This is a genomic window from Chryseobacterium sp. 2987, assembly GCF_031456375.1.
In the GTDB taxonomy this organism is placed as follows: domain Bacteria; phylum Bacteroidota; class Bacteroidia; order Flavobacteriales; family Weeksellaceae; genus Chryseobacterium; species Chryseobacterium vaccae.
On sequence record NZ_JAVDUN010000006.1, the window covers coordinates 209,025 to 232,148 of the forward strand.

General features: G+C 38.2%; 21 protein-coding genes. 12 read left to right on the top strand and 9 right to left on the bottom strand.

Annotated features, from left to right (window positions below; all coding sequences use genetic code 11):
- Positions 1–39 precede the first annotated feature (39 nt).
- Genes J2Y40_RS18585 through J2Y40_RS18595 form a run of 3 tightly spaced genes read left to right on the top strand, consistent with a single transcriptional unit; the run spans position 40 to position 2,545 of the window.
- Complete coding sequence (locus J2Y40_RS18585; protein WP_153397445.1) at positions 40–585, top strand: DapH/DapD/GlmU-related protein; 546 nt, start codon at positions 40–42, stop codon at positions 583–585.
- Positions 582–1,406, top strand: a complete 825-nt coding sequence (locus J2Y40_RS18590) for a glycosyltransferase family 2 protein (protein ID WP_310000673.1) — start codon at positions 582–584, stop codon at positions 1,404–1,406. The genes J2Y40_RS18585 and J2Y40_RS18590 overlap by 4 nt, the downstream gene beginning before the upstream one ends.
- A complete protein-coding gene (locus J2Y40_RS18595; protein WP_310000676.1) occupies positions 1,385–2,545 on the top strand; it encodes a glycosyltransferase in 1,161 nt (386 codons plus the stop codon). Before J2Y40_RS18590 ends, J2Y40_RS18595 begins: the two co-directional genes overlap by 22 nt.
- Here the strand turns inward: J2Y40_RS18595 and J2Y40_RS18600 are convergent, their stop codons facing one another.
- The 3 genes from J2Y40_RS18600 to J2Y40_RS18610 are packed head-to-tail and all read right to left on the bottom strand — an operon-like array spanning position 2,546 to position 4,544.
- Positions 2,546–3,304: an SDR family oxidoreductase gene (locus J2Y40_RS18600; protein WP_310000678.1), complete on the bottom strand. Its 759-nt coding sequence runs from the start codon at positions 3,302–3,304 to the stop codon at positions 2,546–2,548. It abuts the gene before it with no gap.
- Positions 3,304–3,537, bottom strand: a complete 234-nt coding sequence (locus tag J2Y40_RS18605) for a phosphopantetheine-binding protein (protein WP_062698016.1) — start codon at positions 3,535–3,537, stop codon at positions 3,304–3,306. Before J2Y40_RS18605 ends, J2Y40_RS18600 begins: the two co-directional genes overlap by 1 nt.
- Positions 3,538–3,569: 32 nt before the next feature.
- Positions 3,570–4,544, bottom strand: a complete 975-nt coding sequence (locus J2Y40_RS18610; RefSeq protein WP_310000682.1) for a ketoacyl-ACP synthase III — start codon at positions 4,542–4,544, stop codon at positions 3,570–3,572.
- Positions 4,545–4,593: 49 nt separating this feature from the next.
- Here J2Y40_RS18610 and J2Y40_RS18615 point away from each other — a divergent pair, with 49 nt between their 5' ends.
- From J2Y40_RS18615 to J2Y40_RS18655, 9 genes are all read left to right on the top strand, one after another.
- Positions 4,594–5,163, top strand: coding sequence for an acyltransferase (locus tag J2Y40_RS18615; RefSeq protein ID WP_153397435.1), 570 nt, complete (start codon positions 4,594–4,596; stop codon positions 5,161–5,163).
- 102 nt (positions 5,164–5,265) lie between these two features.
- Positions 5,266–6,396, top strand: a complete 1,131-nt coding sequence (locus tag J2Y40_RS18620) for a glycosyltransferase (protein WP_310000684.1) — start codon at positions 5,266–5,268, stop codon at positions 6,394–6,396.
- The gene (locus tag J2Y40_RS18625; RefSeq protein ID WP_310000685.1) at positions 6,351–7,355 is read left to right on the top strand and encodes a glycosyltransferase family A protein; all 1,005 of its coding nucleotides are present in this window, start codon (positions 6,351–6,353) and stop codon (positions 7,353–7,355) included. The genes J2Y40_RS18620 and J2Y40_RS18625 overlap by 46 nt, the downstream gene beginning before the upstream one ends.
- Positions 7,356–7,365: 10 nt before the next feature.
- Positions 7,366–8,514: a glycosyltransferase gene (locus J2Y40_RS18630; protein WP_231128714.1), complete on the top strand. Its 1,149-nt coding sequence runs from the start codon at positions 7,366–7,368 to the stop codon at positions 8,512–8,514.
- 11 nt (positions 8,515–8,525) lie between these two features.
- Positions 8,526–9,080 (top strand): serine acetyltransferase, encoded by a 555-nt coding sequence (locus tag J2Y40_RS18635; RefSeq protein WP_310000686.1) that lies wholly within the window; start codon positions 8,526–8,528, stop codon positions 9,078–9,080.
- 432 nt (positions 9,081–9,512) lie between these two features.
- Positions 9,513–14,465: a T9SS type A sorting domain-containing protein gene (locus J2Y40_RS18640; RefSeq protein ID WP_310000688.1), complete on the top strand. Its 4,953-nt coding sequence runs from the start codon at positions 9,513–9,515 to the stop codon at positions 14,463–14,465.
- A gap of 342 nt (positions 14,466–14,807) precedes the next feature.
- Positions 14,808–15,476 (top strand): carbonic anhydrase, encoded by a 669-nt coding sequence (locus J2Y40_RS18645; RefSeq protein ID WP_153397422.1) that lies wholly within the window; start codon positions 14,808–14,810, stop codon positions 15,474–15,476.
- Positions 15,477–15,500: 24 nt separating this feature from the next.
- On the top strand, positions 15,501–15,800 hold the full coding sequence (locus J2Y40_RS18650) for a hypothetical protein (RefSeq protein ID WP_153397420.1): 300 nt from the start codon (positions 15,501–15,503) through the stop codon (positions 15,798–15,800).
- A gap of 146 nt (positions 15,801–15,946) precedes the next feature.
- The gene (locus J2Y40_RS18655; RefSeq protein ID WP_153397418.1) at positions 15,947–17,539 is read left to right on the top strand and encodes a SulP family inorganic anion transporter; all 1,593 of its coding nucleotides are present in this window, start codon (positions 15,947–15,949) and stop codon (positions 17,537–17,539) included.
- A 129-nt stretch (positions 17,540–17,668) separates the two neighbouring features.
- Here the strand turns inward: J2Y40_RS18655 and pth are convergent, their stop codons facing one another.
- The 6 genes from pth to J2Y40_RS18685 all read right to left on the bottom strand — a co-directional run bounded on the left by pth (position 17,669) and on the right by J2Y40_RS18685 (position 22,769).
- Positions 17,669–18,232 carry an aminoacyl-tRNA hydrolase gene (gene pth / locus J2Y40_RS18660; protein WP_153397416.1) on the bottom strand — a complete coding sequence of 188 codons (564 nt, stop codon included), beginning with the start codon at positions 18,230–18,232 and terminating at the stop codon, positions 17,669–17,671.
- 86 nt (positions 18,233–18,318) lie between these two features.
- On the bottom strand, positions 18,319–19,251 hold the full coding sequence (locus J2Y40_RS18665; RefSeq protein WP_153397414.1) for a hypothetical protein: 933 nt from the start codon (positions 19,249–19,251) through the stop codon (positions 18,319–18,321).
- Between the two features lie 98 nt (positions 19,252–19,349).
- Positions 19,350–20,222 carry a hypothetical protein gene (locus J2Y40_RS18670; RefSeq protein WP_153397412.1) on the bottom strand — a complete coding sequence of 291 codons (873 nt, stop codon included), beginning with the start codon at positions 20,220–20,222 and terminating at the stop codon, positions 19,350–19,352.
- 153 nt (positions 20,223–20,375) lie between these two features.
- A complete protein-coding gene (locus J2Y40_RS18675; RefSeq protein ID WP_310000693.1) occupies positions 20,376–21,116 on the bottom strand; it encodes a hypothetical protein in 741 nt (246 codons plus the stop codon).
- A gap of 8 nt (positions 21,117–21,124) precedes the next feature.
- Positions 21,125–21,940, bottom strand: a complete 816-nt coding sequence (locus J2Y40_RS18680) for a hypothetical protein (protein WP_153397408.1) — start codon at positions 21,938–21,940, stop codon at positions 21,125–21,127.
- Positions 21,941–21,947: 7 nt separating this feature from the next.
- Positions 21,948–22,769 (bottom strand): hypothetical protein, encoded by an 822-nt coding sequence (locus tag J2Y40_RS18685; protein ID WP_153397406.1) that lies wholly within the window; start codon positions 22,767–22,769, stop codon positions 21,948–21,950.
- Positions 22,770–23,124: the final 355 nt, after the last annotated feature.

A 23,124-nucleotide genomic window follows, 5' to 3' on the forward strand; every position in this document is an offset into this window, starting at 1 on the left:
GTGATACTCAAGTGAAATGAAAAAAAATAAAACTCAGATATGTTCTACAATTTTTTCGAAAAAATATACAGAAAACAGCAGCTTTCTATCCTGAAAAAGCACCCCGGCGTATTTTTTGAAAATATCAAACTAGGTGCTGGCGGACGCTTTGTTCTGGACAAGGATTTAAAAAAAGTAAGCATCGGAAAGTCTGTAGAATTTAGAAATTACACCTGTATGCTTGTCCTGAAAAATGCCACGTTAGAAATCGGAGACCGTTTCTTTATGAACAATTTCTGCTCTATCAACTGCTTGGAACGCATTTCAATAGGTGAGAATACATTATTCGGAGAAAATGTAAAGCTATATGATCATAATCACACTTATGAAACCTCTCCCATTTTCAAAGTACATACATCAGAATTTACAAAAGCTCCCATAACCATCGGAAGCAACTGCTGGCTCGGAAGCAATGTTACCGTACTGAAAGGCGTAACCATTGGCGACAACTGTATTATTGGAGCCGGGTGCACAATCTATAAAGATGTTCCTGAGAATACAACAGTAGTAAATGAACAAGAACTAATTTTTAAGGCAAGAGAATGAAGTTTTCGATATTAATTGCTCACTATAATAATGCTATTTTTTTCAGAGACTGTTTTGAGAGTATCATTAAACAAACCTACTCCGACTGGGAAGTCATTATTGTGGATGACTGCTCTGAAGAATCAGAAAAAGAATCTCTCAGAGAATTAATTTCCGGCGATCCCCGCTTCTTTCTGTATGAAAATGAAGCCAACAAGGGGGTGGGCTATACCAAAAAGAAATGTGCGGAACTTGCAACGGGTACCATCTGCGGCTTTGTAGATCCTGACGATGCCTTAACACCCAATGCTCTGGAGGAAAGCATAAAAGCATACACATCCACGAATATTATTGGTACTTATTCCCAGTTTTATATGTGTGATGAAAATCTCTCAGTTACGAAAACGTTCCCTTATTCTAAAAAGATCCGGAATGGACAAAAAAAGTTCCTGAACACACAGTTTGAAATTGCCCATTTTTTCACATTCAGGAAAGAGACTTATCTTTCCACTGAAAAAATAGATGAAACCATCAGTTCATCTGTAGATCAGGACCTCTACCTGAAACTCTATGAAAAGGGAGATCTGTTTTTCATCACCAAAAAGCTTTACCTTTACAGAATTCACACACAGGGAGTTTCTCAGGATAAAGGAAAAAAGGAAAAACTGTATAAAAACTGGCATATCGTATTGTATAACACTCTTAAAAGAAGGCATATACAAAAGCTCTATGATAAGAACATAGAGGATATTGAAAACCTTCCTACCTTCATTTTCGGGAAACAAAATACATTCATTTCAAAAATTGTAAGAAAACTAGCATGTCTGAAAATAAAAAAATAAAAGTCCTTTTCAGGCATCGTTCCATGGAAATGGGCGGAGTAGAAAAGGTAATTCTCAGCATCATCAAGAATCTCAATCCTGAAAAATTCGACATTACGGTATGTCTGAATCTTAATCAGGGTGAGCTTAGAAATGAATTCCCCAAACATGTCAGAAAAGTATATCTTACAGACGGGAGAGAAGATTTTTCTCAAAATCCGTTAATCCACAAACTGCAGCTGATCCGCAGAAGACTTAAACTTGCCAAAGCTCAGAAAAATCATACAATAACTGATCGTCTTTTAGGACATAAAAAATTTGATGTGGAAATTGCTCCTACCTATTCGGCTTTTTCATCCGTCATCAATTCCAGTAATCAAGATTCAAAAAAAATAGGATGGTTTCACTCGGAGATCAATATTCCGGGAATGCAACCTCTGGTTCCGGATATTCTTGAAAATTTCCCACAGTTTGATCATATGATCTACTGTTCCCAGAAAATCAAAGATATCATGCATCAGTCACACCCTGACTTATCTTATCCGGCTGAAAGCGTAGTAATTAATGCCATTCCTATAGAAGAGATTAAAAATAAAGCTGAAGAAAAAATTGTAGACCTTCCTCAAGGTCCTGTTTTTGTTTCCGTAGGCCGCCTTCACGGCAGAAAAGGTTACCATAAACTCATTGATGCTCACAAGAGGCTTATTGACGAAGGGTTTCATCACAGCATTGTCATCCTTGGCAACGGTGAGGAGATGAAAAATCTGACTGAACAAATTCAGGCCAATAATGTTCAGAATACTTTTATTTTAAGCGGGAACAGAATGAATCCGTATCCTTACATTAAAAATGCGGATTACTTTATTCTTCCCTCCGAATCCGAGGCATGGCCATTGGTAATCGCCGAAGCATTAATTCTGCAAAAACCAATTATCGCTACCGATACCGGAGATGTGGGTGTGATGATCAAAGATCGTGAAACCGGATACCTCATCAACTATGATACAAATGAAATGTATGAATCCATGAAAGTCTTTCTGACCAATCCTGAGCTCATTACAAAAATCAAGACCAACCTTGAAACCATAGAGAGCCAGTTTGACAATCAGAAAATTTTTGATGCCGTAGAAAAAATTATCGAAAATCTTGTGAAAAAATAATTATTGGGCTGAATAGCCACCATCTACTACCAGATTAGTCCCTGTAATCCACTTTGCGGCATCTGAAAGCAGGAAAATGCAGGCATTGGCCACATCTTCAGGTTTTCCTATACCCAGCGGATGTTTTTTCAGGATCTCTTCTGCAGCTTCCTCTCCGATATTTTCGAACATTTTCTCTAAAATAGGAGTATCTACCATGGCAGGACTGATACTGTTTACTCTTATTCCGTTTCTTGAAAGTTCCATTGCCAGAGAACGAGCTCCGGAAACCACTGCACCTTTGCTGGCAGAATAAGCGGCTTTCCCAATTTCTCCAACCATTCCGGCAACTGAAGAAATGAATACAAAAGCTGAAGTTTCGGTCTTATATTTTTTAAGGGAAAGAATTTTAGCAATCTCAAAACCGGAAATCACATTGACCGCAAAAATATCATGGTACAACTGAGGTGTATGCTTTTTAAGAGGCAATGTTTTCTCTATTCCTGCACAGTGGATAAATCCTGATATCTTTCCTAAAACAGCAACTTTTTCAGCAATTAATTCTTCCAGGTTTTCACCTTGGGTAATATCTGCAATAATCATCTCTGCCTTAGCCTCAGGAGAAAGCATAGATACTGTTTTTTGAAGCTCTTCTTCATTCCTTGCAATAAGGATAAGATCTGCACCTGCGTTACTACATTCTACAGAACAGCTTCTCCCGATCCCGGAAGAAGCCCCTGTAATTAGAATTATTTTATCTTTTAATGAAAACTGATTCATTAATCTTCGAAGTTTTCTTTACCAATAATATTGACAAGATCAGATACTTTTTCTATATCTTTAAACTGCTTTGTATCAATTTTCTTATTAAAATTTTCATCTACAAATGCAATCACAGAAAGCAGGCTGATAGAGTCATAGCTTTCCAGCTCTTTCAAATTGGTATCAAGCGTAAGTGTTTCATCTTCTTCTAATTCTTCCTGTAATTTTTCTAAAAAAACGGATGTCTTCATATATTTTTTTTATTTTATGGCTTATGTTATAATTAAATTTCAATAATGGTAGCTCCCCAGGAATATCCAACTCCAAAACCAGCCATCAGTATGCGGTCTCCTTCTTTCAGCGTTCCTTTATTCATCATATCTTTCAGAGCAATCGGAATGGTAGCTGACACCGTATTTCCTGTATTCTCCATGTCAATATAGAACTTTTCTGCCGGTATTTTTGTCTTTTTCCTTAAATAATTCAACATAAAAGAGTTGGCCTGATGAAAAACAAAGTGATCGATATCATCCATCGTCAGACCATTTGTTTCTAATGTTTCTTTTACCAGCCCCGGAATATTTTCAATGGTAAAATTAAAGATCTCGGGACCGTTCATGTAAAGATTTTCAGGATCAAACTCATTTTCAGGGTTCAGCTCAAAATCTGTTCTGAATGCGCCTTTTTTTACGATAAGATTTTCCGCACCGCTTCCGTCTGTACCCAGACAGAATTTGTAATCTTTGGCATCTGCATCCTTTTCAATAATGATTGATGCCGAAGCATCTCCGAAAATACTACGGTTGGCCTTATCCTTCGGGTTAATATGCTTTGTATAGGTCTCCGCAGTGATCAACAGAATACTTTCTGCAATTCCTGCGGCTATTAATCCTTTAGCAAAAGCCATTCCGTATACAAAACCGGAACATCCGAGATTGAAATCCATCGCTCCGATATTTTTTCTGAGGCCAAGTCTGTCCTGAAGAAGACATGCTGTAGTGGGAAGGAAATAATCCGGACTTTGAGTACAGAAAAGAATAAAGTCTACTTTGTTCCTGTCATAGCCCTCAAAAAGCTTTTCAGAAGACTTTACGGCAAGCTCTAATACCGTCTCATTGTCTGAGGAAATATGGCGCTGCCTGATGCCTATTTTTTCATGGATCCTTTCGGAACTCCATTCAGGGAACTCTTTTTCCAAATCCTCATTGGTAAGAACCAGCTCCGGCAAATAATATTCTATTTTGGAAACTTTTATCATATTAAATAAATTCTTTTTCTTTGCAAAAGTAAAAAACAAATTTACAATAATGATCCTCATATTCAGAATAGTATTAAAAATACATTCCGCCTACCATGCATTTCTGAACAAGGCCAGCCTTGAAGCAGCAAAATTCCGTGGTATGAAGGTGGGTAAAAGTTTCAATATGCCGGACAAAATTTATTTTGGAACCGAGCCCTACCTTATTGAAATTGGAGATCATGTGAATATCGCAGCAAACGTAAGGTTTGTAAATCATGGAGGAACCACAACCCTTCTGAGAAGACTCCCCGGCTATGAAGATGCAAGAATTTTCGGGAGGATAAAAATCGGAAACAATTGTACTATCGGCCTCAATTGTGTAATCATGCAGGATGTACAGATGGGAAACAATTGTATTTTGGGAGCCAACTCCGTTTTATCACAATCTATGCCTGACAACACCGTATTTATCGGCAATCCGGCACAGTTTCTCTGCACGATAGAAGACTATGGTGACATTGTTCTAAAAAACAACCCCGAGTACCCACGGGAATTGGAAAAAGACAGGAAAAAACTGGATGAATATATTAAGACCAATCTTCCTTATAAATTTAAAAAGGCAAGAAGAATTAAATAGCATACAGAGGCAGGTCTCTTAAAAGCCTACAGTTCCCCACCCCTCCGCTAAGTTCTTTTTTATATTTTTGCAATAGTCACTTCCTGACGAATTAAAAACCAAATGAAAAAAAAAATACTATTTGTCTATTATCAGAATATAAAAATTGGCGGTGTTGCCAAAGTACTGGCCAATCTTACCTCGGAACTGGCAGATGAAGGCTACGATATAGAGATTCTATTTCTGATGGCTCCCCGGCCTGATTTTTACAAGATAAATCCCAAAATTAAAAAACATTACATCAATTCGTTTGCAGACAAGTATTCGAAGTTTGCCACGCATATTAATAAAAAATACAGCTCTTTTCCCAAGATCTACACCATATATTCCTATCTCTATGACTGGGGCTCCTACAGAGTACTAAGAGAGTGGATCAGGGAAAACCACCACCGCTATGAAACAATTGTAACCTGTTGGTACAAACTGTCTACCATGCTTTCTTTTGAAAAGGAGATCAGCCAAAAGACCATTGCCTGGGAACATTCTTCTTTCCGGATAGGTGGTGTGGTTTATGACAAAATGCTGAGAAGAAACTATAAAAAGTTAAAAGCGGTCGTTTCCATCAACAAACCTTCAGTAAAGTATTACGAAAGGTTCAATAAAACTTTTTTCATCTCTAATCTTTCGGACGGAATATATGAAAAGCTGGAATTCACCCCTCCGGAAAAAAAAGAAAACCTCATCAGCTTTGCGGGCAGACTGGACAAAACGAAAAATGCTATAGAACTTGTCCAAATATTTCATAAAACGCCCAAACCTCCGGGTTGGAAACTACAGATCATTGGCGATGGACCGGAAAAAGAAAATATTGCAGAATACATCAAAAGCAACCAACTTGAAGACCAGGTTCTTCTTCTTGGAGGAAAAGCCCCTGAAGAAGTGGCTGAATTGCTCCAAAAGTCAAAAATCTTTATCTTCACGTCTTTAAGCGAAGCTTTCGGGCTGGTTCTTGTGGAAGCTATGTTCTGCAGCAACGCCATCATTTCTTATGACTGCGAATTTGGTCCGGCAGATATCATCAATGAAAAAAATGGGTTTTTAATTCCTTTACATGACAGAAAAATGTTTGCAGAAAAGCTTGGACACCTTATTCATGATCCCGAGCTCCTGAACAACCTTATGAAATCGTCTTTCGAAGAATCCAAAAAATGGAGAAAGGAAAAAATAGTACAGCAATGGAAAGAGCTACTTTAGACAACGGGATCCATATATCTGTTATTATCCCGGTATATAATTCAGCGGCCTCCCTGCAGAAATGTGTTGGTTCTGTTCTCAACCAGACTTTCTCCAATTTTGAACTCATTTTAATCAACGACGGATCTTCAGATCATTCTCTGGAGATCATGAATTCTTTTGCTGAAAAAGACAGAAGAGTTAAAGTAATTGATAAAATTAAAAACAGCGGAGTAAGCGATACCAGGAATACAGGTATTGCCCATGCAAAAGGGAGAAATATATGCTTTATCGATTCTGATGACTGGATAGAAAGCAATTATCTTCAGGTTTTTACAGAGCAGTATGAATCACCCGGTGTCCTGCTGATTCAGAACATCATCCGCGGAAAACCGAGGGACCTGCTTTGTAAAACGTATAACATACAGGCCGACTTCACTGAACTGTTGGTCAGAAATAACCTCCTCTATTTTGGAGGACCCTGTGCTAAATTTTTTGAAAGAGACATCATTGTAAAGCACAACCTCAGCTTTAACAAGAAAGTTAGCTATGGTGAAGATCTGATGTTTTTCATGGAATATATTAAACAAATCCATTCCATAAAAATTCTGGACGAAGCTCTCTACCATTATGAATTTACGGACGGATCCCTGAGCAGGATAAAACATTCTTTTACCTCATTATTCACCCTCCACACTGCGGTAATCGATTTTATTACATTTCAGAAACGGGAAGATAAAGCGGCCAAAAAATATCTTTATCAATTCGACTGGGATTTTATTGAATCCTCAATAGACCAGGGAATAATCGGAAGAGATTTAAAGAAGGAAGAATCAGATCTGTATCTTAATAAAATCAGGAAATCTATTGGTACAGATCATTTTTTATACACCGGCTATTACCGAAAAGTTCTATTTTTGTTTCTTAAGACCGGGCAATTCCGTTTATTGCTAAAACTTAAAAGATTTTTAAACACATAATTTTATTGCTTTGAAGAAAAAAATATTGATTAGAATTGGTTCCTTACGTCATGGCGGTGCAGAAAAAGCACTGATTAATTTTCTGAAAAATATCCCTTCAGACAAATATGAAATTGACCTACTGATCAATTTATATTCAGGACAGTATATTAAAGATGTTCCATCCTGGGTCAACCTGCATTATCTCATCAAAGGGGAAATGATCACCACCAACAGGCCACACGAAATTCCAGTGAAGGCCTTCCGTGTTCTTTACCAGAAAATGTTTTTGTGGTTTCCTGGCCTTCTCTATAAATCCGTTTTGAAAAACAAAAAATACGATGTAGAGATTGGCGCTATTCATGGAATGTATAAAGAGATTCTGTCCAGCCCTTTAAAAGATTCAAAAAAAATTATCTGGATTCAAAACGATATTTTTAGTTTAAAAGAATTTACGCCCGATGTGATACGGGAATTTTTTAAATTTGATAAAATACTCGTTATTTCAAATAAACTGGAGGAGGGAATGCTGGAGCATGCCCGAAACGATATTGAGAAGAAATCTATTGTAAAAATTTACAATCCTATTGACAGAAATGACACTTTGGAGAAAGCTCACATGCCTGTTGATGATATGCCTTTTACGGACAGCAGCGATCCTGTTTTTGTTTCCGTAGGAACGGTTTATCCTCAAAAAGGATATGACAGGCTTCTTCAGGTTCACAAAAGACTTCTGGATGAAGGTTTCAAACATAACCTCCTGATTATTGGTGACGGCTATGATCTTGAAAATATCCAGGCTCAGCTGGATGCATTGAGTCTACAGAAAACGGCCAAAATGCTGGGTTATAAAAGCAACCCGTACCCTTATATGGAAAAATCTGATTTTTATATTATGTCTTCCCGGCATGAAGGATATCCAACCATTATTGCCGAAGCTCTTATTTTGAAGAAACCTATTTCAGCAACGGATATTTCCGGAATTAAAGATCTTCTCCAGAACGGAAAACTGGGAATTATTACCCCAAATTCTGAAGACGGAATTTATGAAGGAATGAAAAAATTCCTTACGGACAGAGACCTTGCCGAACACTATAAAAAAGAAATCAGTACTACAGAACTTCCTTTTGTACTGGAAAAATCGGTACAACATATTCAGGAAATCATTGATAATGTATAAAAACAACTGCAATGGCTGAGCGTTCTATTATTCAAAAAGATTTTTACCGGGAAAGCGGACAATGGCTGTCCCGTTTTCAGATCTGGAAAAAATGTATCAATCCGAATCTTCATTTTATCTATATTCTCAGAAAAGCCCAGCAACACGGAAAGAACCCTGTTTCAGAAATTTTCTGGAAGTTTATTTTAAGACATTATCAAATCAAATATGGATTCCAGATATACCCTGAAACACAAATTGGGGAAGGCTTTTATCTAGGCCATTGGGGAAGCCTGGTGATCAATCCTAAAGCAAAGATCGGAATGAACTGTAATATTGCACAGGGTGTTACCATCGGACAGCAGAACCGGGGAAAAAATGCTGGTTTCCCTATCATTGGCAACGAAGTATGGATAGGTGCCAATGCAGTTATTGTAGGAGGTATAACAATAGGAAACAATGTTCTGATTGCCCCGAATTCTTATGTGAATTTCGATGTTCCTTCCCACTCTGTTGTGATGGGAAATCCGGGAACAATCTACTCTAATCAAAATGCAACAGAGGGCTACATTAATCATAAAATATAAATTTTCAGATATTTTCATCATTTTTTTTCATAGTTTTTAATCATAAAAGATTATACACAACTCATTAATAATCAGCAACAAAATATAACTCAAACATTGTGGGATATATTTTTTTTATTTAATTTTACAAAAATCTTAAAGTTATTAATATAATAATCTTTTTGAATTTAAAAAAAACACATAAAAACAAAACATACCATGAAAAAAAACATTCGGAATTTCCTAAAGCAGTCTTTTGACGGCTCCATTACCCTCCTTTTTCACCGCTGAAAATAACAGAATAAGCAGTTTGAATTAAAAACACCGTAAACAATGAGTTTACGGGCTATTTCGTTTTTCATCATCAGAATGAAAAACAGCAGCTTACTTTTCTCTGCTCAACTAAATATTTAACCACAAAACACAACGTTTAACAATTTTTTCGGAAACATTATGAAAAAAAAATCTACGCTGCAGGCTTTTGCCGTACTACTCTGCATAGTACCCAGCCATGCTTTTTCCCGGGTAGCTCCTTTTCCGGAGCATAGGGATGAAAAAGAAAAACTCCTCAGGCCTGAAAGCCTGGTCCCGCCTTACGTTTATGATCTGGATCCCGGATTTACCGTTCAGCAGAATGTCAACCAGAAAGGGCTCGTCGCTATTGAAGGTAAGCTCACCAAACCTTTTACCAGCGGAAATATCCGTATGGAAATCAAGTACCAGAATTCACAGGGAGACTGGATCACCATCTGGTGCAAGACCCTGTATTCTTACAACCAGTACAACGAAAACCTTAAAGCATCCTTTGAGCTTCCTGCTTCTGCCGTTTCTGCTTACCATTTAAAGATTGAACTGAATTCCGATGTCAATATCAGTAATTTCAGCAGCGTGGTCTGGGAAAGATCTGTAAACCATTATAAAGAGGGTGATTATACAGCAACGACCTGCGAACTTGATGAAAATGAATATACGATCCTCCTTACTCCTAAAAAAAGTGGAACCCTGAACCTTGATGCTACAGGAAAAGTGACGGGTATCAAAGATAGGGTAACTTCTGCTCATTCCTGGAATAAGCTTGGGAATGTGATTATGAACAACAAAAAGGACGATGTTGTATTTTCTCCGACCACACCCGCCCAGCTTGCTCCGGACGGAAAATCCATTACTATGATCAATACAGGTGCTCCCAACAGTATATTGGGCTCTACTCCTGAATTCATTTATGATGAAATGGCAGGGCATCCTATCCCTTATTTATACAGCTACAATGATCCGGTGTATATGTTTGCCGGAAAGTTTTCCATCAACGGATTGATGATGAAGTTCAGCCAATGGCCGGGAGAACCTAACGGACCGGGCTACCACAACTTCAAAAATCCCAACCAGCTGGAAAGCAGATATTTCAATCTGTACAATACCATCCATGAAAAGTTATCTGATTTTATGACTGATCAGGAACCTATTGTAATTGTATCCAGTTATATCACAGGATTCAGGGTATACAAAAGTGACGGTACTCATATCAATATCACGAATCTGACTGCTCACAGTAATTACGGAGCTCCTTATTTCGGTTATACCAACGATCAGGGAAATGCCCGAAGAGGTCCCGGCTCTGAAAACCTGATCATATCCAATACTCCGGAAATGACTTTATATGGTATGGGTGCCCTTCGTAATGATGTAACGAACTTTTATCAGCCTGTAAGATCACTGCAGGACATTGAATCAGAGGTCTCTAAATTCATTAATTATGTAGGAATCTTTAATGTTCCCTATAATTCAGGAGATTGTGTAAATGCATGTTATTCCGTTAATTCCGGAGCTATACCTGACAATACTCCTGCTGACTGGACGAAAGCTCCTAACAGTTACATTTTCACCGGAAAAGATAAAAACGGCAATGCTGCAGACGGTCTTTACATCCCTGTAAAAAAAGCCTATGAAATGTGGGCCAAAGGAGGTGATCTGATGAGGGACGAACAGAACAATTACACCAAAATTCCAGATATCGGAAATGCTTCCGCAGGTTTGTACTGGGAAGATGAAACCGGTCTGATCCGCTCGGTTACTTTGGAAGGAACCGGAGAAAATGCTAAAATCAAAGTACTGGTTAATAAAATGAAGGAAGGGAATGCCGTTGTTTCTTACCGTGTGAATGACAAAGTATACTGGACCTGGCATGTATGGGTAACTGATGATCCCACAGACGGAAGCACCTATCACCAGGGATTTGAAGAGGATAAAAACGGAAATCTGGTAACCGACTGGAAATGGATGGACAGAAACCTTGGGGCTACCAATGCCAATCTGACAGGACATGGCTTCCAGAGATCCGGAGGCTTGCAGTACCAATGGGGAAGAAAAGATCCATTCCCTTCCAATTATAAAGATCTTTCTACCTATACCATCAGAGGAGAAGTTGGAACGTTAAAAGGTTCCGTACCATCCAAATACAGAGGAAATTTATATGCAACAGCAGACAATACAGGTTTTGATTCCCCGAACGGAAATATCAGATATTCCATCAATAACCCGATCAATCTTATCATTCCACCGGTTTATGTTTACAAAATAGGGGAAACTCCTGTAAATAATGGGGAGAACTATCTGATACAGGGACCGGGAGCTTCAGACTGGGAAAGAAAAGAACAGACTACCTGGTTTTCAAAAAGCAAATACAAGGTATACAATGCTGATCACTACAAGAATGAAACATGGGATCTTTGGGGAGACACCCGGGGAGGTAAATGGACCAATATGAATACTTCGGATGTAAATGTTGCCAAAGAAAGTAAAAGATATGCCACGAAATCTCCTTACGACCCATGTCCATGCGGATGGAGAGTTCCATCTTTCTACTCTTCTGTAGATGCAGGAGCCAGAACCAGTCCTTGGGGGAAAGCCGGAGGAGCAAATAATGTGGATATTATTCCTAATACGCCCAATGTTCAGTATCCGGGAATCAAAGTCTATCCGGGCTATGGATTTGACCTGAGTAATGTTGCAGACCGAAACCTGGGAATGCTGCCCATCACCGGAAATTATGAATATTATCCTCAGCCTATGACTTTAAGCAACCGTACCAGCACACAGATCGACGCGCTGAGGGACGGCAACAAACTATACAAACAGCCGATCATTGGTTTTCAGGATCAGCATAGTGACGGGGCACTTCATGCATCCACTTTCTTCTCTTCCATCAGCATCGGGGAAACTCCTGTAACCGGAGCACGGGGATTAGTTCTTATTTCAGATGCCGGAAATATTCCGAACCATTCAAGTGCGGGATGGCATAATATTGCTTACAACCGTGTTTTGGAAGGAAATACTTATGAGACAAGAGCGGTACGATGCATAAAGGATCCTAACAATGCTTATATGCCTGCTGTATTTGAAACAGAGTATATTACCTCTTCTCCTGCTCAGTATACACTTGAAACATTGAAAGAATGGACCAAAGAGCCTAACAGCTATATCGAGTATACAAATGCTTCACTTGAAGCTCCTGCAGCCAGCAAAGACAGAATTATTGATATTCCTTTAAAGAAAGCTTATGCCATGCACAAACTGTATTTATCTGAAAACAGTGAGATGCCTGCCGGAAGTATAAAATCAACGTCTGTAGTATGGACTACAGATCAGAGCCTGATTTCAAAAGTAGAAATTATTGATGGTTCAATTGAAACTGCTAAACTACGCGTTACCCTTAACGAAAACAAAACTGGAAATGCCGTAGTAGGATTTCATTTAGGAAATTCCGGACAATGGACGGCTGGAAATAATACAGATCCTCTTCTGTGGAGCTGGCATATCTGGGCACCTAAATCCGTTGTACAGGAACACCCTGAATATACTACAGAAACAGCTGCCAATACGGGAATTACTGAAGACACAGCAGGTCAGTTCGTAAATTCAGCTAAAAGTTATTACGGAGTTCCTTTGAAAACGACCTTAATGGACAGAGACCTTGGTGCATTGGGCCCATTCCTGAATCAGCACATGGTTGAACAGGGATTATATGGAACGTTCTATTATAACGCGTCCAATCCTGCTTATTATGGAAATGCCATCGTACAGACACTCAAAGACAGTGGCGGTCTTCATTACCAATGGGGAAGAAAAGATCCGTTACCGGTATTCTACTACCCGGGAGGTTTTTATGAGCATTCTGCGGGAGGAAATACCCGAAACCTGTTCAGAAAATATACTATTTTCAGACAAACCGGAACGAATGCAGGGAATATTGTTTATTCAGGGGCGATTGATGAGACCAACTACGTTACCAATCAGACTAAAGAATACTCCACTTATTCCAGCACTGTGGCAGCTAATGACACCCAGGATCTGAAACTTAAAAAAGTTCTGAAATACTCTGTAAACAATCCTTCTGTTTTCATGTATCAAAGCGCAGCGGCGAGCAAAGACTGGATTTCCGGTGAAAATGGTCTGGCTTCTGAAAGATGGGGTCATGCATCAGAAAAATCACCATACGATCCATGTCCTGAAGGATGGAGAATTCCTGATGTACAAGGCATTGCAGACGGAGGTGTAAATATTTCCGCAGGTTTCTTAGCCTATGCCAAAGGGAATTCTCCCTGGTATTACCACGCTAATTTTACCCAAAATAATAAAAATGTTTACGGTCTGGATCCTTCCGACATGAATACTTTCGTAAGCAATGAGACCTTCAGCGCTACTAAGCTGAACTACCTGGGCGGTTATGTAAAATCTATACCTCCTGCTGGTCAGGGAAGAGTAAATGTGAGATACGGTTTTATCTTTAATAAGCCGGAATACAATATCGGTAATTTCCCGAATAACGGAATCCGTGGATTTGGTGGAGGAAACGCTTTAACAGCTTCTCAGGCAGGGACATTCGGAGCAGACGAGAATTTTAAACTTTCCGGAATCTGGACTTCCGCACTAAGAGGTGACAATTCTATAGGAATGCTGTTCAACACAGAGATCAGCCAGGTAAGCCATGATGTAAAAATGTATTTCTTTACACCGAGTTTCTCTTTCCGTCCACAATCTGCTATGTCCTGCCGATGTGCGAAGATCCAGTACGATGCAGATGGAAAAGAGATTCCAAGATATGAGCCTTTTGCTGTTCCTGTTCCTAAAAATGCAGTACAGAAAGCAGTTAATGTCTTTGCTAAAAAAGAGATAGAAAAGATACAGAAGGATAATAAACTGATCCTTTTCCCGAATCCTGTAAAAAATACATTGTACATTAATGCTGATGACAGAGATTATTATTTCCAGATTTATAATCTTTCGGGACAACTGATTAAAGAAGGAAAGTTTGAGAACAGACAGACCGATGTTTCTTCTCTGGTATCCGGAGCCTATCTGGTACGGATTAACAATGCCGAAACCTTCGTAAAGATTATTAAACAGTAAAAAACTGTTGTTTTATAAAATGAACTGCCTCAGACTGAGGCAGTTTTTTTTATGCAGATTTTAAAAATATTTAATCTTTAAATTCAATTTTATAATTAATAGTTCGTAATTTTATCATTGTTTTTTGAGTTTGGATTATAGCTTTGTCAGAAAAACTAATCTGAAAATGACTAGTAATGATCTTTTTAAATATGATTTTAAGCATATTTTAATATTAAACTTTGTTAAAAGTGCCTGCCTTTATGGCAAAAATTATATTTTTGCATGATTATTGATATAGTCTATTGAATTTGAAAATAATTTAAACGAAATAAATAATTATAAACCTTAAACATTTAAATTATGTCACAATCGTACGAAGTTATTTTCGAAAACAACAAGAAGTGGGTAGAGTCTAAAATTGCTGAAGACCCGAATTTCTTTCATGAACTGGCTAAAACTCAGACACCTGATTATCTGTATATCGGATGTTCAGACAGTAGAGCTACAGCTGAAGAAATCATGGGAGCAAAACCGGGAGAAGTTTTTGTCCACAGAAACATTGCCAATGTTGTTAATACTTTAGACATGAGTTCCACAGCGGTAATTCAATACGCAGTAGAACATCTTAAAGTAAAACACATTGTGGTGTGCGGACATTACAACTGTGGTGGTGTAAAAGCAGCGATGACGCCTCAGGACTTAGGATTATTAAATCCGTGGCTGAGAAATATTCGTGACGTTTACAGATTACACCAAACTGAATTAGACGCTATCGAAGACGAAGGAAAACGTTATGACAGACTTGTAGAACTTAATGTTCAGGAGCAGTGTATTAACGTGATCAAAATGGCCTGCGTACAGGAAAGATACATTTTAGAAGAGTATCCTATTGTACATGGCTGGGTGTTTGACCTTAGAACCGGTAAGATCATTGATCTGGAGATTGATTTTGAGAAAACCTTAAAGGATATCCAAAAGATCTACAACCTTACAAGTTCTGACTGGGTAATGAGCAGAAAAACCAAATAATTTTTTCTGACAAAAAAGAGTAAAATGAAATTCTGGAGTATTATTATTTTGATGTTCTTTGTTAACTTTACAGCGCTGCCGGGCATTGCTGCGGTTGCCGGCTGGGAGTTGGTAAGAACCAATGTAGTAATTAACGAAGAAGAGCCCCACTCTCACCCGTCATCTTTTATTGTTTACGAAAAGACCCTTCCGAAAACTTTAGATGTATTCGATTATCTGAAGTTCTCCGAACCTGATCTTCAGGGCGTGTCTTTTGTGCTGGTAGATGACTCCTTTCATCTATCGCCTTTACTCACTATATTTTCTCCGCCTCCGGAAGCTTAATTTTTAAGTATAATTAGATTTATTTAATAGGTATTCATATCAGATCATGGTATCGAATCCGTGTGCTTTAAAAATTAAATTTCCAATCTTTTATAATTGATTATCAAAGGATAGATCAATCGGTTATAGTATTTTTCAAAAATATCATGAAAAAAACATCATTATTAGGAGGAATCAAGGAGAATTTCCCTTCCGGACTCGTTGTATTCTTAGTAGCGTTACCTTTATGCTTAGGAATCGCTTTAGCATCGGGCGCACCGCCATTATCGGGAGTTATTGCCGGTATTGTAGGAGGTCTTGTTGTAGGATTCATCAGTAATTCAAATATTTCAGTATCCGGACCGGCTGCCGGGCTTACTGCCATTGTTTTAACAGCCATTACAGATCTGGGCGCTTTTGAACTTTTCTTATGCGCCGGAATTATTGCAGGACTGATCCAGCTTGTACTGGGATTCGTCAGAGCAGGAAGTATTTCCAATTACTTCCCGAACAATGTTATTGAAGGAATGCTAGCTGCTATCGGGATCATTATTATTTTGAAACAGATTCCTCATGCAATGGGATTTGACAAAGATTACGAAGGCAATCAGTCTCTTTTTAACAATGGAATTAACTTCAATTATTTTTCAGAGCTTTTCGGGGCTATTCACCCGGGAGCCATTATTGTCACTTTGGTTTCGGTAGCTATTCTTATTCTGTGGGATAAAATTCCTGCTCTGAAAAGAATGAAAATGCTTCCGGGAGCACTGGTAGCTGTAGTAGCAGGAATTCTCATGAATGAAGCTTTTAAGCTTTCCGGAAGTTCTTTAGCAATCAATACCCAGCATTTGGTTTCACTTCCGGTCCCACAGTCTTTGGATGATTTTAAGAACCTTGTGACCATGCCGGATTTTACAGGATTCACCAATCCTAAAGTGTGGATCGTAGGAGCAACTATTGCTATTGTAGCCTCTATTGAAACCCTTCTTTGCATTGAGGCATCCGACAGACTGGACAAACAGAGAAGAATAACCGACACAAATCTTGAGCTTAAAGCACAAGGCATCGGAAACCTGATCAGTTCATTCATCGGGGGACTTCCTATGACTTCAGTAGTAGTAAGGAGTTCTGCCAATGCCAATGCTGGAGCAACCTCTAAGATGTCTGCCATGATTCATGGTGTACTGTTATTGGTTTGTGTACTTACCATTCCATTTATACTCAACCTGATACCGCTTGCCACACTTGCTGCTGTACTTATCCTGGTAGGATACAAACTGGCAAAACCGGCTACTTTCAAGCACTTCTGGCATCTTGGAAAATTCCAGTTTATCCCATTTGTTGCAACCGTGGTAGCTGTAGTAGCTACAGACTTATTGAAAGGTGTAGGTATTGGTTTGGCCATTTCCGTTTTTTATATCCTTCAGGGAAATATGAAACGTGCTTATTATCTGAGCCGTGAAAAGCTGAATAATGCAGACGGCATTACGATAAAACTTGCGGAAGAAGTATCCTTCTTAAACAAGGCTGCCATTAAAAAAACTTTAAAAAATATCAAGTCCAATTCTGCCGTGACCATCGATGCAAGAGGAACTTCATATATTGCCACAGATGTATTAGAAATGATTCAGGATTTCGCTAATATCAGGGCAAAAGAAGAAGACATTGATGTGGAACTTTTAGGCTTCAAAACTTCATATGCAGATTATGAAAGAGATGAGGATTCTCACATCCTGATCACGCACAGAAGGGCGATGTAAAAGCAAGTAGTAATTTAGATATAAATTGATTGGAAATTAATTTTTAAAAGTACAACAGAAGACCATCGGAAATCCCGATGGTCTTTATTTTTATGTATTGCTTAGACTGATAATCTTTACAATCTGATTTTATTTTCCGTTAAAAGCTGACATCGTGTTATTGATTCCCGCAAAAACAAAAGACAGGCAGGCTTTAGAAAATTTTTCAATCCTCTCCGGCAGCTTTTCTGCTTCTTCCCCACTCCAGGTTCCCAAAACGTAATCTACCTGCCGGCCTTGAGAAAAATCTGCAGATATTCCGAAACGAAGCCTTGCGTAATTCTGGGTATTCAGCACTTCATTAATATTCTTAAGGCCGTTATGGCCTGCATCTGAGCCTTTCATCTTCATTCTCAATGTCCCAAATGGCAGCGCCAGATCATCTGTGATAATCAGCACGTTTTCCAAGGGAATATTCTCTTTCTGCATCCAATATCTTACGGCGTTCCCGGAAAGATTCATATAGGTATCAGGTTTAAGCACAAAAACTTTTCTCCCTTTGTATTTTCCTTCAGCCATCCAGCCAAAATTAGTTGTATTGAATGGAGCCTCCAGGGTTTCCCCAATCTTTTCGGCAACCTTAAATCCTATATTGTGACGTGTATTCTCGTATTCCGGCCCCTTATTTCCGAGACCGACTATTAAATATTTCATTTAGAAATTTTTTACAAAATTAAGGGATAAAAAACAAAAAGCCCAATCTCCAAAAGACCGGGCTGTATATTTTAAGAAATTATTTTCTAGAAAGGCTTATAAATATAGTTAACACCAAACCCTTTTGTCATATAGGTCTGAAGGTCATAATTATAATTAGTCGTTCTGATCACCGAAGTAGGAATAGGAGGCATAAGGTCTGTTACCGTTAGTCTCTTAGGATTATTTGGAGACAAGATATGACTTTCTCTATCATTAATTTCTGTTGATAAAAGTCTTGAAATTTTATACGCTGAAGGAAGCAGAGTAAAAGGGCTTATTTCATTATCATAAGCAAAATACTCGTAAGCATATTTTCTAGTAACCGCTCCTGGTACACCGCCAGCCATTGGCCCGTAAATTCTTACTGTTTTAGCCACGTTATCCCCTAAATATGTATATTCTGTTTCAGAATAATCTTTAAAAGTGAATGGAACTCCTGGAGTTTCAGGACCATTTTTCATCGAAATGGTACTTAGCTTGCCTGTAGATGCATCGTATTTTAAATCATAAAGAGCTTTTGTTCTGTTCAGAAGCGTCTGAGGGCCCGGAGCCGTAGCCGGAGGTACAGGTGCTGGTCTTCTGAAAGTCAGTCTGTTCTCTGAGATGGTTACTAATTTATTATTAGGTCCGTAAGTAAACAGCTGCGTATAAGAAATACTGTCCTTGTCCAGTTTTCCGTCTGCGTTAAGATCCAGAAAACCGTTAAAAGTAACCTGGCTTATTTTATCTCCACTATAAGCAATATCTGCTACTGAAGAACTATCCATAAGTACTTTGGTTAAAAGAAGACCACTGTAATGGTATTCTGCCAATGTATCTTTGTCTGTAATTTCTCTGTACAGTGCTCTTGGCCCAATAAGACCTCCAGTGTTATTTAAATCTATTAAAGGATCCCCGTTATCATCCAGCATATCTTTGCAGGAGTATATTGAAGAAAAACCTGCTATCAATACAATAAAGTAGAAAAGTCGTTTCATTTCCAGGTAATTGTTTATTTTTTGACAAATATAACTTTTTTTTGTATAAAAGCTATCTTTTTATTTATATTCCGGTAAAACCGATAATCAAAGAAGGATTATAAAACTCTGTAAGTATATTTAAGTTTCTGATCCTTGTTAGATACAGGATAGTTCTGATTATCATAAAGATAATCCAATGGTGTACTGGTAGCAGTAGCCGGTGCCGGTGGTGCTACATATACTGAAGTAGGATTATTGGGAGATATTCTATAGAAGGTGTCAGGACGCACTAAGCTCCACGCCATAAAAAAGCTCTTTGGAAGTGTAGAAAACGGACTGATCTTAGAATCATAGTTTTGGAAGCTGTACATTGTTTTCTTAGCAGTGCTCATATCTGGATCGCCTGCGCCGTTCATTACTCCTCTGGTACAGTCTCCTTTAAAAATATTATTTCCAATATAAGTAAAATCAATCAGCACAAAATTGGTATAAGCATATGTACCGCCATATTTTTTCTTTTCAAGGATTTTGGTAAGCTTTCCTGTTGTGTCATAAGTAAAAGTATAATCACTGATATAAGAATTGGCCGCTGTAGGAGCAACAGCCTTACAGGTGGCATTATACATATTTCCTTTGCTGTCTTCACTAATTGTGAAATCATAAGAAACACTTCCAGCTACATTTCCCAGAAACATTATTTTGGATATTTTATCTCCGTTATAGGTTACCGTACCTGTATAAGATGTACTGGTATTGCCATCTTTAAACATTCCGGTTACCAGTTTTCCTGAATTAACAATATATTTTTCCTGAACGACATTGTTAAAAGTGATCTCTTCCAGTACTCTTGCAGGAGGAGGAGTTCCATTACCGTTATTTCCGCCGTTACCAGCACTTGGTTCAAAATCATCCGAACCACTGTTGTTACATGAAACCATGAATCCAACCAGTACGCCGGCAAAAATTTTTAAAAGATAGTTTTTTCCCATTGAAAAAATATTTTAGTGAGTTCACAAATATAATCCATTTTTTTGACCAAATCATTCATTTTCATAACAATTTAAAAGCAATTCTTTTCTTTTCATAAAAAAAACCTAAAAACATGATGTTTTTAGGTTTTTATAAGGTATAATAATGATATTTTAATAAGGTTGCAGTACGGAAGTTGTTAATACAGACTGTGCCATTTCATTATTAAGGAAATTTACATTTACGGCAGTGCCTATTCCCAGAGTTCCGTTATTCAAGGTTCTCTTTGTACAGGCTACCTTAACGCTGTAGTTATTTTGGGGTGTAAGATTGGTAAGTGTTGCATTAAGATTAAAAATCTTATAGGCACCTTCATCTCCTAATACAACTTCAGTTCGAACCGCCCTAAGTTTATTATCTACAAAAACACCACAGGCAAAACCAGCTGAAGAACTTCCGTTTCCAGTCTTCTGAGCAGTCGTCTGAAAGGTAAATACCACTTTGTTTGTACCATTTGTAATGGAAAATGTATCATTGGTTCCGGGAAGCACTACCCAATTACTATTCAGGGCTGTATTTTCTGTATAAGGAACAGGAGATCCGTTTCCGGTAAAAACAACACCAGTCTGGTCTGCTACCGTATTCAGGGAAAATACAGACATACTTCCCTGCCCGTCAGCAATTTTAATGTTCTTCCAATCATTAATATTCATCTCTGAGTTATTATGCAGAATGTATCCTGCTGTACCGGCAGATCCTCTAAGAACATTAGTTCCTCCTGTTCTCAACTCACCTCTTACACTCAGATCTCCGTTTACATCCAATGCATTAACAGGATTAGAAGTATTTATTCCCACCTGAGCCCCGGCAAAAACAGCCAACAATAAAGAGTTTATAATTAGTATTTTTTTCATGACCGGATTTAATTAGTAATAGGATTAAAGAACTGAGGAATTTCATACACATCTACTTTTAAAGAAGACTGGGTAATGAAATCATTGATATTATCTGCCGCATAGGTTCCTATAGCCAGAACAATATTATTTGCCGTTTCATAAGACCCGATTCTTGAGCATGCAACGCTTACGTTATGTTCTCCTATAGAAAGGTTTTCAATGACCCCGATCTGATTATGGGTAATGAAAGTACTGGCTGCAGTACTTGCCTTTAGGTTTCTCTGTCTCATATTGACCAATTTGTCATCTACAAAAATTCCACATGCATAATCTATTGAAACGTCTGTTGGCTTATTGGAAGGCAGATCGGCCTGCACCACAGTTTCAAACTGGAAGTATGTTTTGCTTTGTGTACTGTATACTTTGATTTTCTCAGACAGTCCCGGGATTTTCTTAAACGTTGAAAAACTGGAGAAATTTGCTCCTTTTACAAAAGCTGTACTTCGGGCAGCAGTACCAAACTGTTCAGTACTGGTAAATTTCACTCCTGTTCTGTCCGAAAAGGAATTATTGAATATCAGATAAAATTTATTCGGTTCATATTCCGGAATACGCAGCGATTTCCAGATGGGCGGGTAGCCTTCTCCCTGAGAGACAAGGATCTGGTCATTATTCCCTTGAGAAAGGCTGTTGTCTGTTGTATTCAGAACGACTATTTTATTTCTCAGATTCAGATCTCCGTTCACATCCAGTTTGGCCTTCGGAGTATCTGTATTAATACCCACCTGTCCGGACAGCAGCAGTCCTGCTCCAAGAAATAGAGTTAATATTATTTTTCTCATCAGTTGATTAATTGTTTTTATAAGTAACATACTCAATCACATCTATCTTCATAATAGATTCAAGAGTAAATGCATTGGAAACCGTGTTGGTGTCTGATATATTACGTCCTATGGCAAACTGGGATCCCGAACTGGAAGTAGAGATCTTACGACAGGCTACTTCAAGCCTTTGTGTGCCTATAGGTACATTTTGTTCAGTATAGTTAAGGGTAAAAATATACTCCTGTATTCCTGCTTTTTCGCTGTTGTTATTTGAAGCAATCCTGTCCGGACGTACCGCAACAAGCCTTCCGTTTCTGAAAACACCACAGGTAAAACTTATGTTCTGGGAAGCCTGTGCATTCGGGGCTTTTATTTCAACACCGGTCTGAAACTGATAAGTAAGTCTGTTTTTCCCGTTTTTGATATCGAAAATATTTTTCAGGCCTTCAATTTTCACCCATGTTCCTTTTGAAGTATCGGTAATATCATCTCCCACATTATTTTTGTATATGCCATCACCGGTAGCTAAGTTAGAAAGGGAACTTATCCCGTTCTGATCTGAAGACACATACGAATTGATTAATTTGTACTGCCCCTCTTCCATAAAGGAAACATTCAATGATTTCCATACAGGAGACTTTCCTTCTCCCTGTGAAACCAAAACCTGGCCGTTAAGCCCGGCTTTTCCTGCCTCGGCCGAACTTCCGCCTACTCTAAGTTCTCTTCTTAAGGTGGTCTTCCCGTTTACATCGAGAGTAGATTTAGGGGATGTAGTCCCTATTCCCACCTGCGCGCTGACACAGAATGAAACAAGTCCAAAAGCGCAACAAAATATAATTTTTTTCATAATTGGGCCACAAAGATACAAATTATCAACCTAAAAAAGCAACCCAATTAATTCTAACTATGTAGAAATAAAGCATTTACACCATCGAATTAGTTGTACAAAAAAGTAGAATTATTTCTACAAGTGATTAATCCGCTCTTTATTTTCGCTGAAAAACCCTCGTTAAGCCCTGTAATAGAAGTATTTCACGAATTATTTTTACTCATTATACTGTGATTTTCAGTCACTTTTTTATGGATCAACTGTTCAAAATAATTATTAAAATTTCTCAATAAAAAAAGATCTGAAAAGTAAATTTTCCAGATCTTTTATCTATTTTGAATAAAAATTATTTGCTTTCAGAGATTTAAAAACT

What these genes read in the sequence shown, in the direction of transcription:
- J2Y40_RS18650 (WP_153397420.1), top strand. Translation starts at nt 15,501, where the DNA reads ATGAAATTCTGGAGTATTATTATTTTGATGTTCTTTGTTAACTTTACA.
- J2Y40_RS18610 (WP_310000682.1), bottom strand. Translation starts at nt 4,544, where the DNA reads ATGATAAAAGTTTCCAAAATAGAATATTATTTGCCGGAGCTGGTTCTT.
- J2Y40_RS18675 (WP_310000693.1), bottom strand. Translation starts at nt 21,116, where the DNA reads ATGAAAAAAATACTAATTATAAACTCTTTATTGTTGGCTGTTTTTGCC.
- J2Y40_RS18620 (WP_310000684.1), top strand. Translation starts at nt 5,266, where the DNA reads ATGAAAAAAAAAATACTATTTGTCTATTATCAGAATATAAAAATTGGC.
- pth (WP_153397416.1), bottom strand. Translation starts at nt 18,232, where the DNA reads ATGAAATATTTAATAGTCGGTCTCGGAAATAAGGGGCCGGAATACGAG.
- J2Y40_RS18615 (WP_153397435.1), top strand. Translation starts at nt 4,594, where the DNA reads ATGATCCTCATATTCAGAATAGTATTAAAAATACATTCCGCCTACCAT.
- J2Y40_RS18670 (WP_153397412.1), bottom strand. Translation starts at nt 20,222, where the DNA reads ATGGGAAAAAACTATCTTTTAAAAATTTTTGCCGGCGTACTGGTTGGA.
- J2Y40_RS18625 (WP_310000685.1), top strand. Translation starts at nt 6,351, where the DNA reads ATGGAGAAAGGAAAAAATAGTACAGCAATGGAAAGAGCTACTTTAGAC.
- J2Y40_RS18685 (WP_153397406.1), bottom strand. Translation starts at nt 22,769, where the DNA reads ATGAAAAAAATTATATTTTGTTGCGCTTTTGGACTTGTTTCATTCTGT.
- J2Y40_RS18645 (WP_153397422.1), top strand. Translation starts at nt 14,808, where the DNA reads ATGTCACAATCGTACGAAGTTATTTTCGAAAACAACAAGAAGTGGGTA.
- J2Y40_RS18665 (WP_153397414.1), bottom strand. Translation starts at nt 19,251, where the DNA reads ATGAAACGACTTTTCTACTTTATTGTATTGATAGCAGGTTTTTCTTCA.
- J2Y40_RS18600 (WP_310000678.1), bottom strand. Translation starts at nt 3,304, where the DNA reads ATGAATCAGTTTTCATTAAAAGATAAAATAATTCTAATTACAGGGGCT.
- J2Y40_RS18595 (WP_310000676.1), top strand. Translation starts at nt 1,385, where the DNA reads ATGTCTGAAAATAAAAAAATAAAAGTCCTTTTCAGGCATCGTTCCATG.
- J2Y40_RS18635 (WP_310000686.1), top strand. Translation starts at nt 8,526, where the DNA reads ATGGCTGAGCGTTCTATTATTCAAAAAGATTTTTACCGGGAAAGCGGA.
- J2Y40_RS18655 (WP_153397418.1), top strand. Translation starts at nt 15,947, where the DNA reads ATGAAAAAAACATCATTATTAGGAGGAATCAAGGAGAATTTCCCTTCC.
- J2Y40_RS18590 (WP_310000673.1), top strand. Translation starts at nt 582, where the DNA reads ATGAAGTTTTCGATATTAATTGCTCACTATAATAATGCTATTTTTTTC.
- J2Y40_RS18680 (WP_153397408.1), bottom strand. Translation starts at nt 21,940, where the DNA reads ATGAGAAAAATAATATTAACTCTATTTCTTGGAGCAGGACTGCTGCTG.
- J2Y40_RS18585 (WP_153397445.1), top strand. Translation starts at nt 40, where the DNA reads ATGTTCTACAATTTTTTCGAAAAAATATACAGAAAACAGCAGCTTTCT.
- J2Y40_RS18640 (WP_310000688.1), top strand. Translation starts at nt 9,513, where the DNA reads ATGAAAAAAAAATCTACGCTGCAGGCTTTTGCCGTACTACTCTGCATA.
- J2Y40_RS18605 (WP_062698016.1), bottom strand. Translation starts at nt 3,537, where the DNA reads ATGAAGACATCCGTTTTTTTAGAAAAATTACAGGAAGAATTAGAAGAA.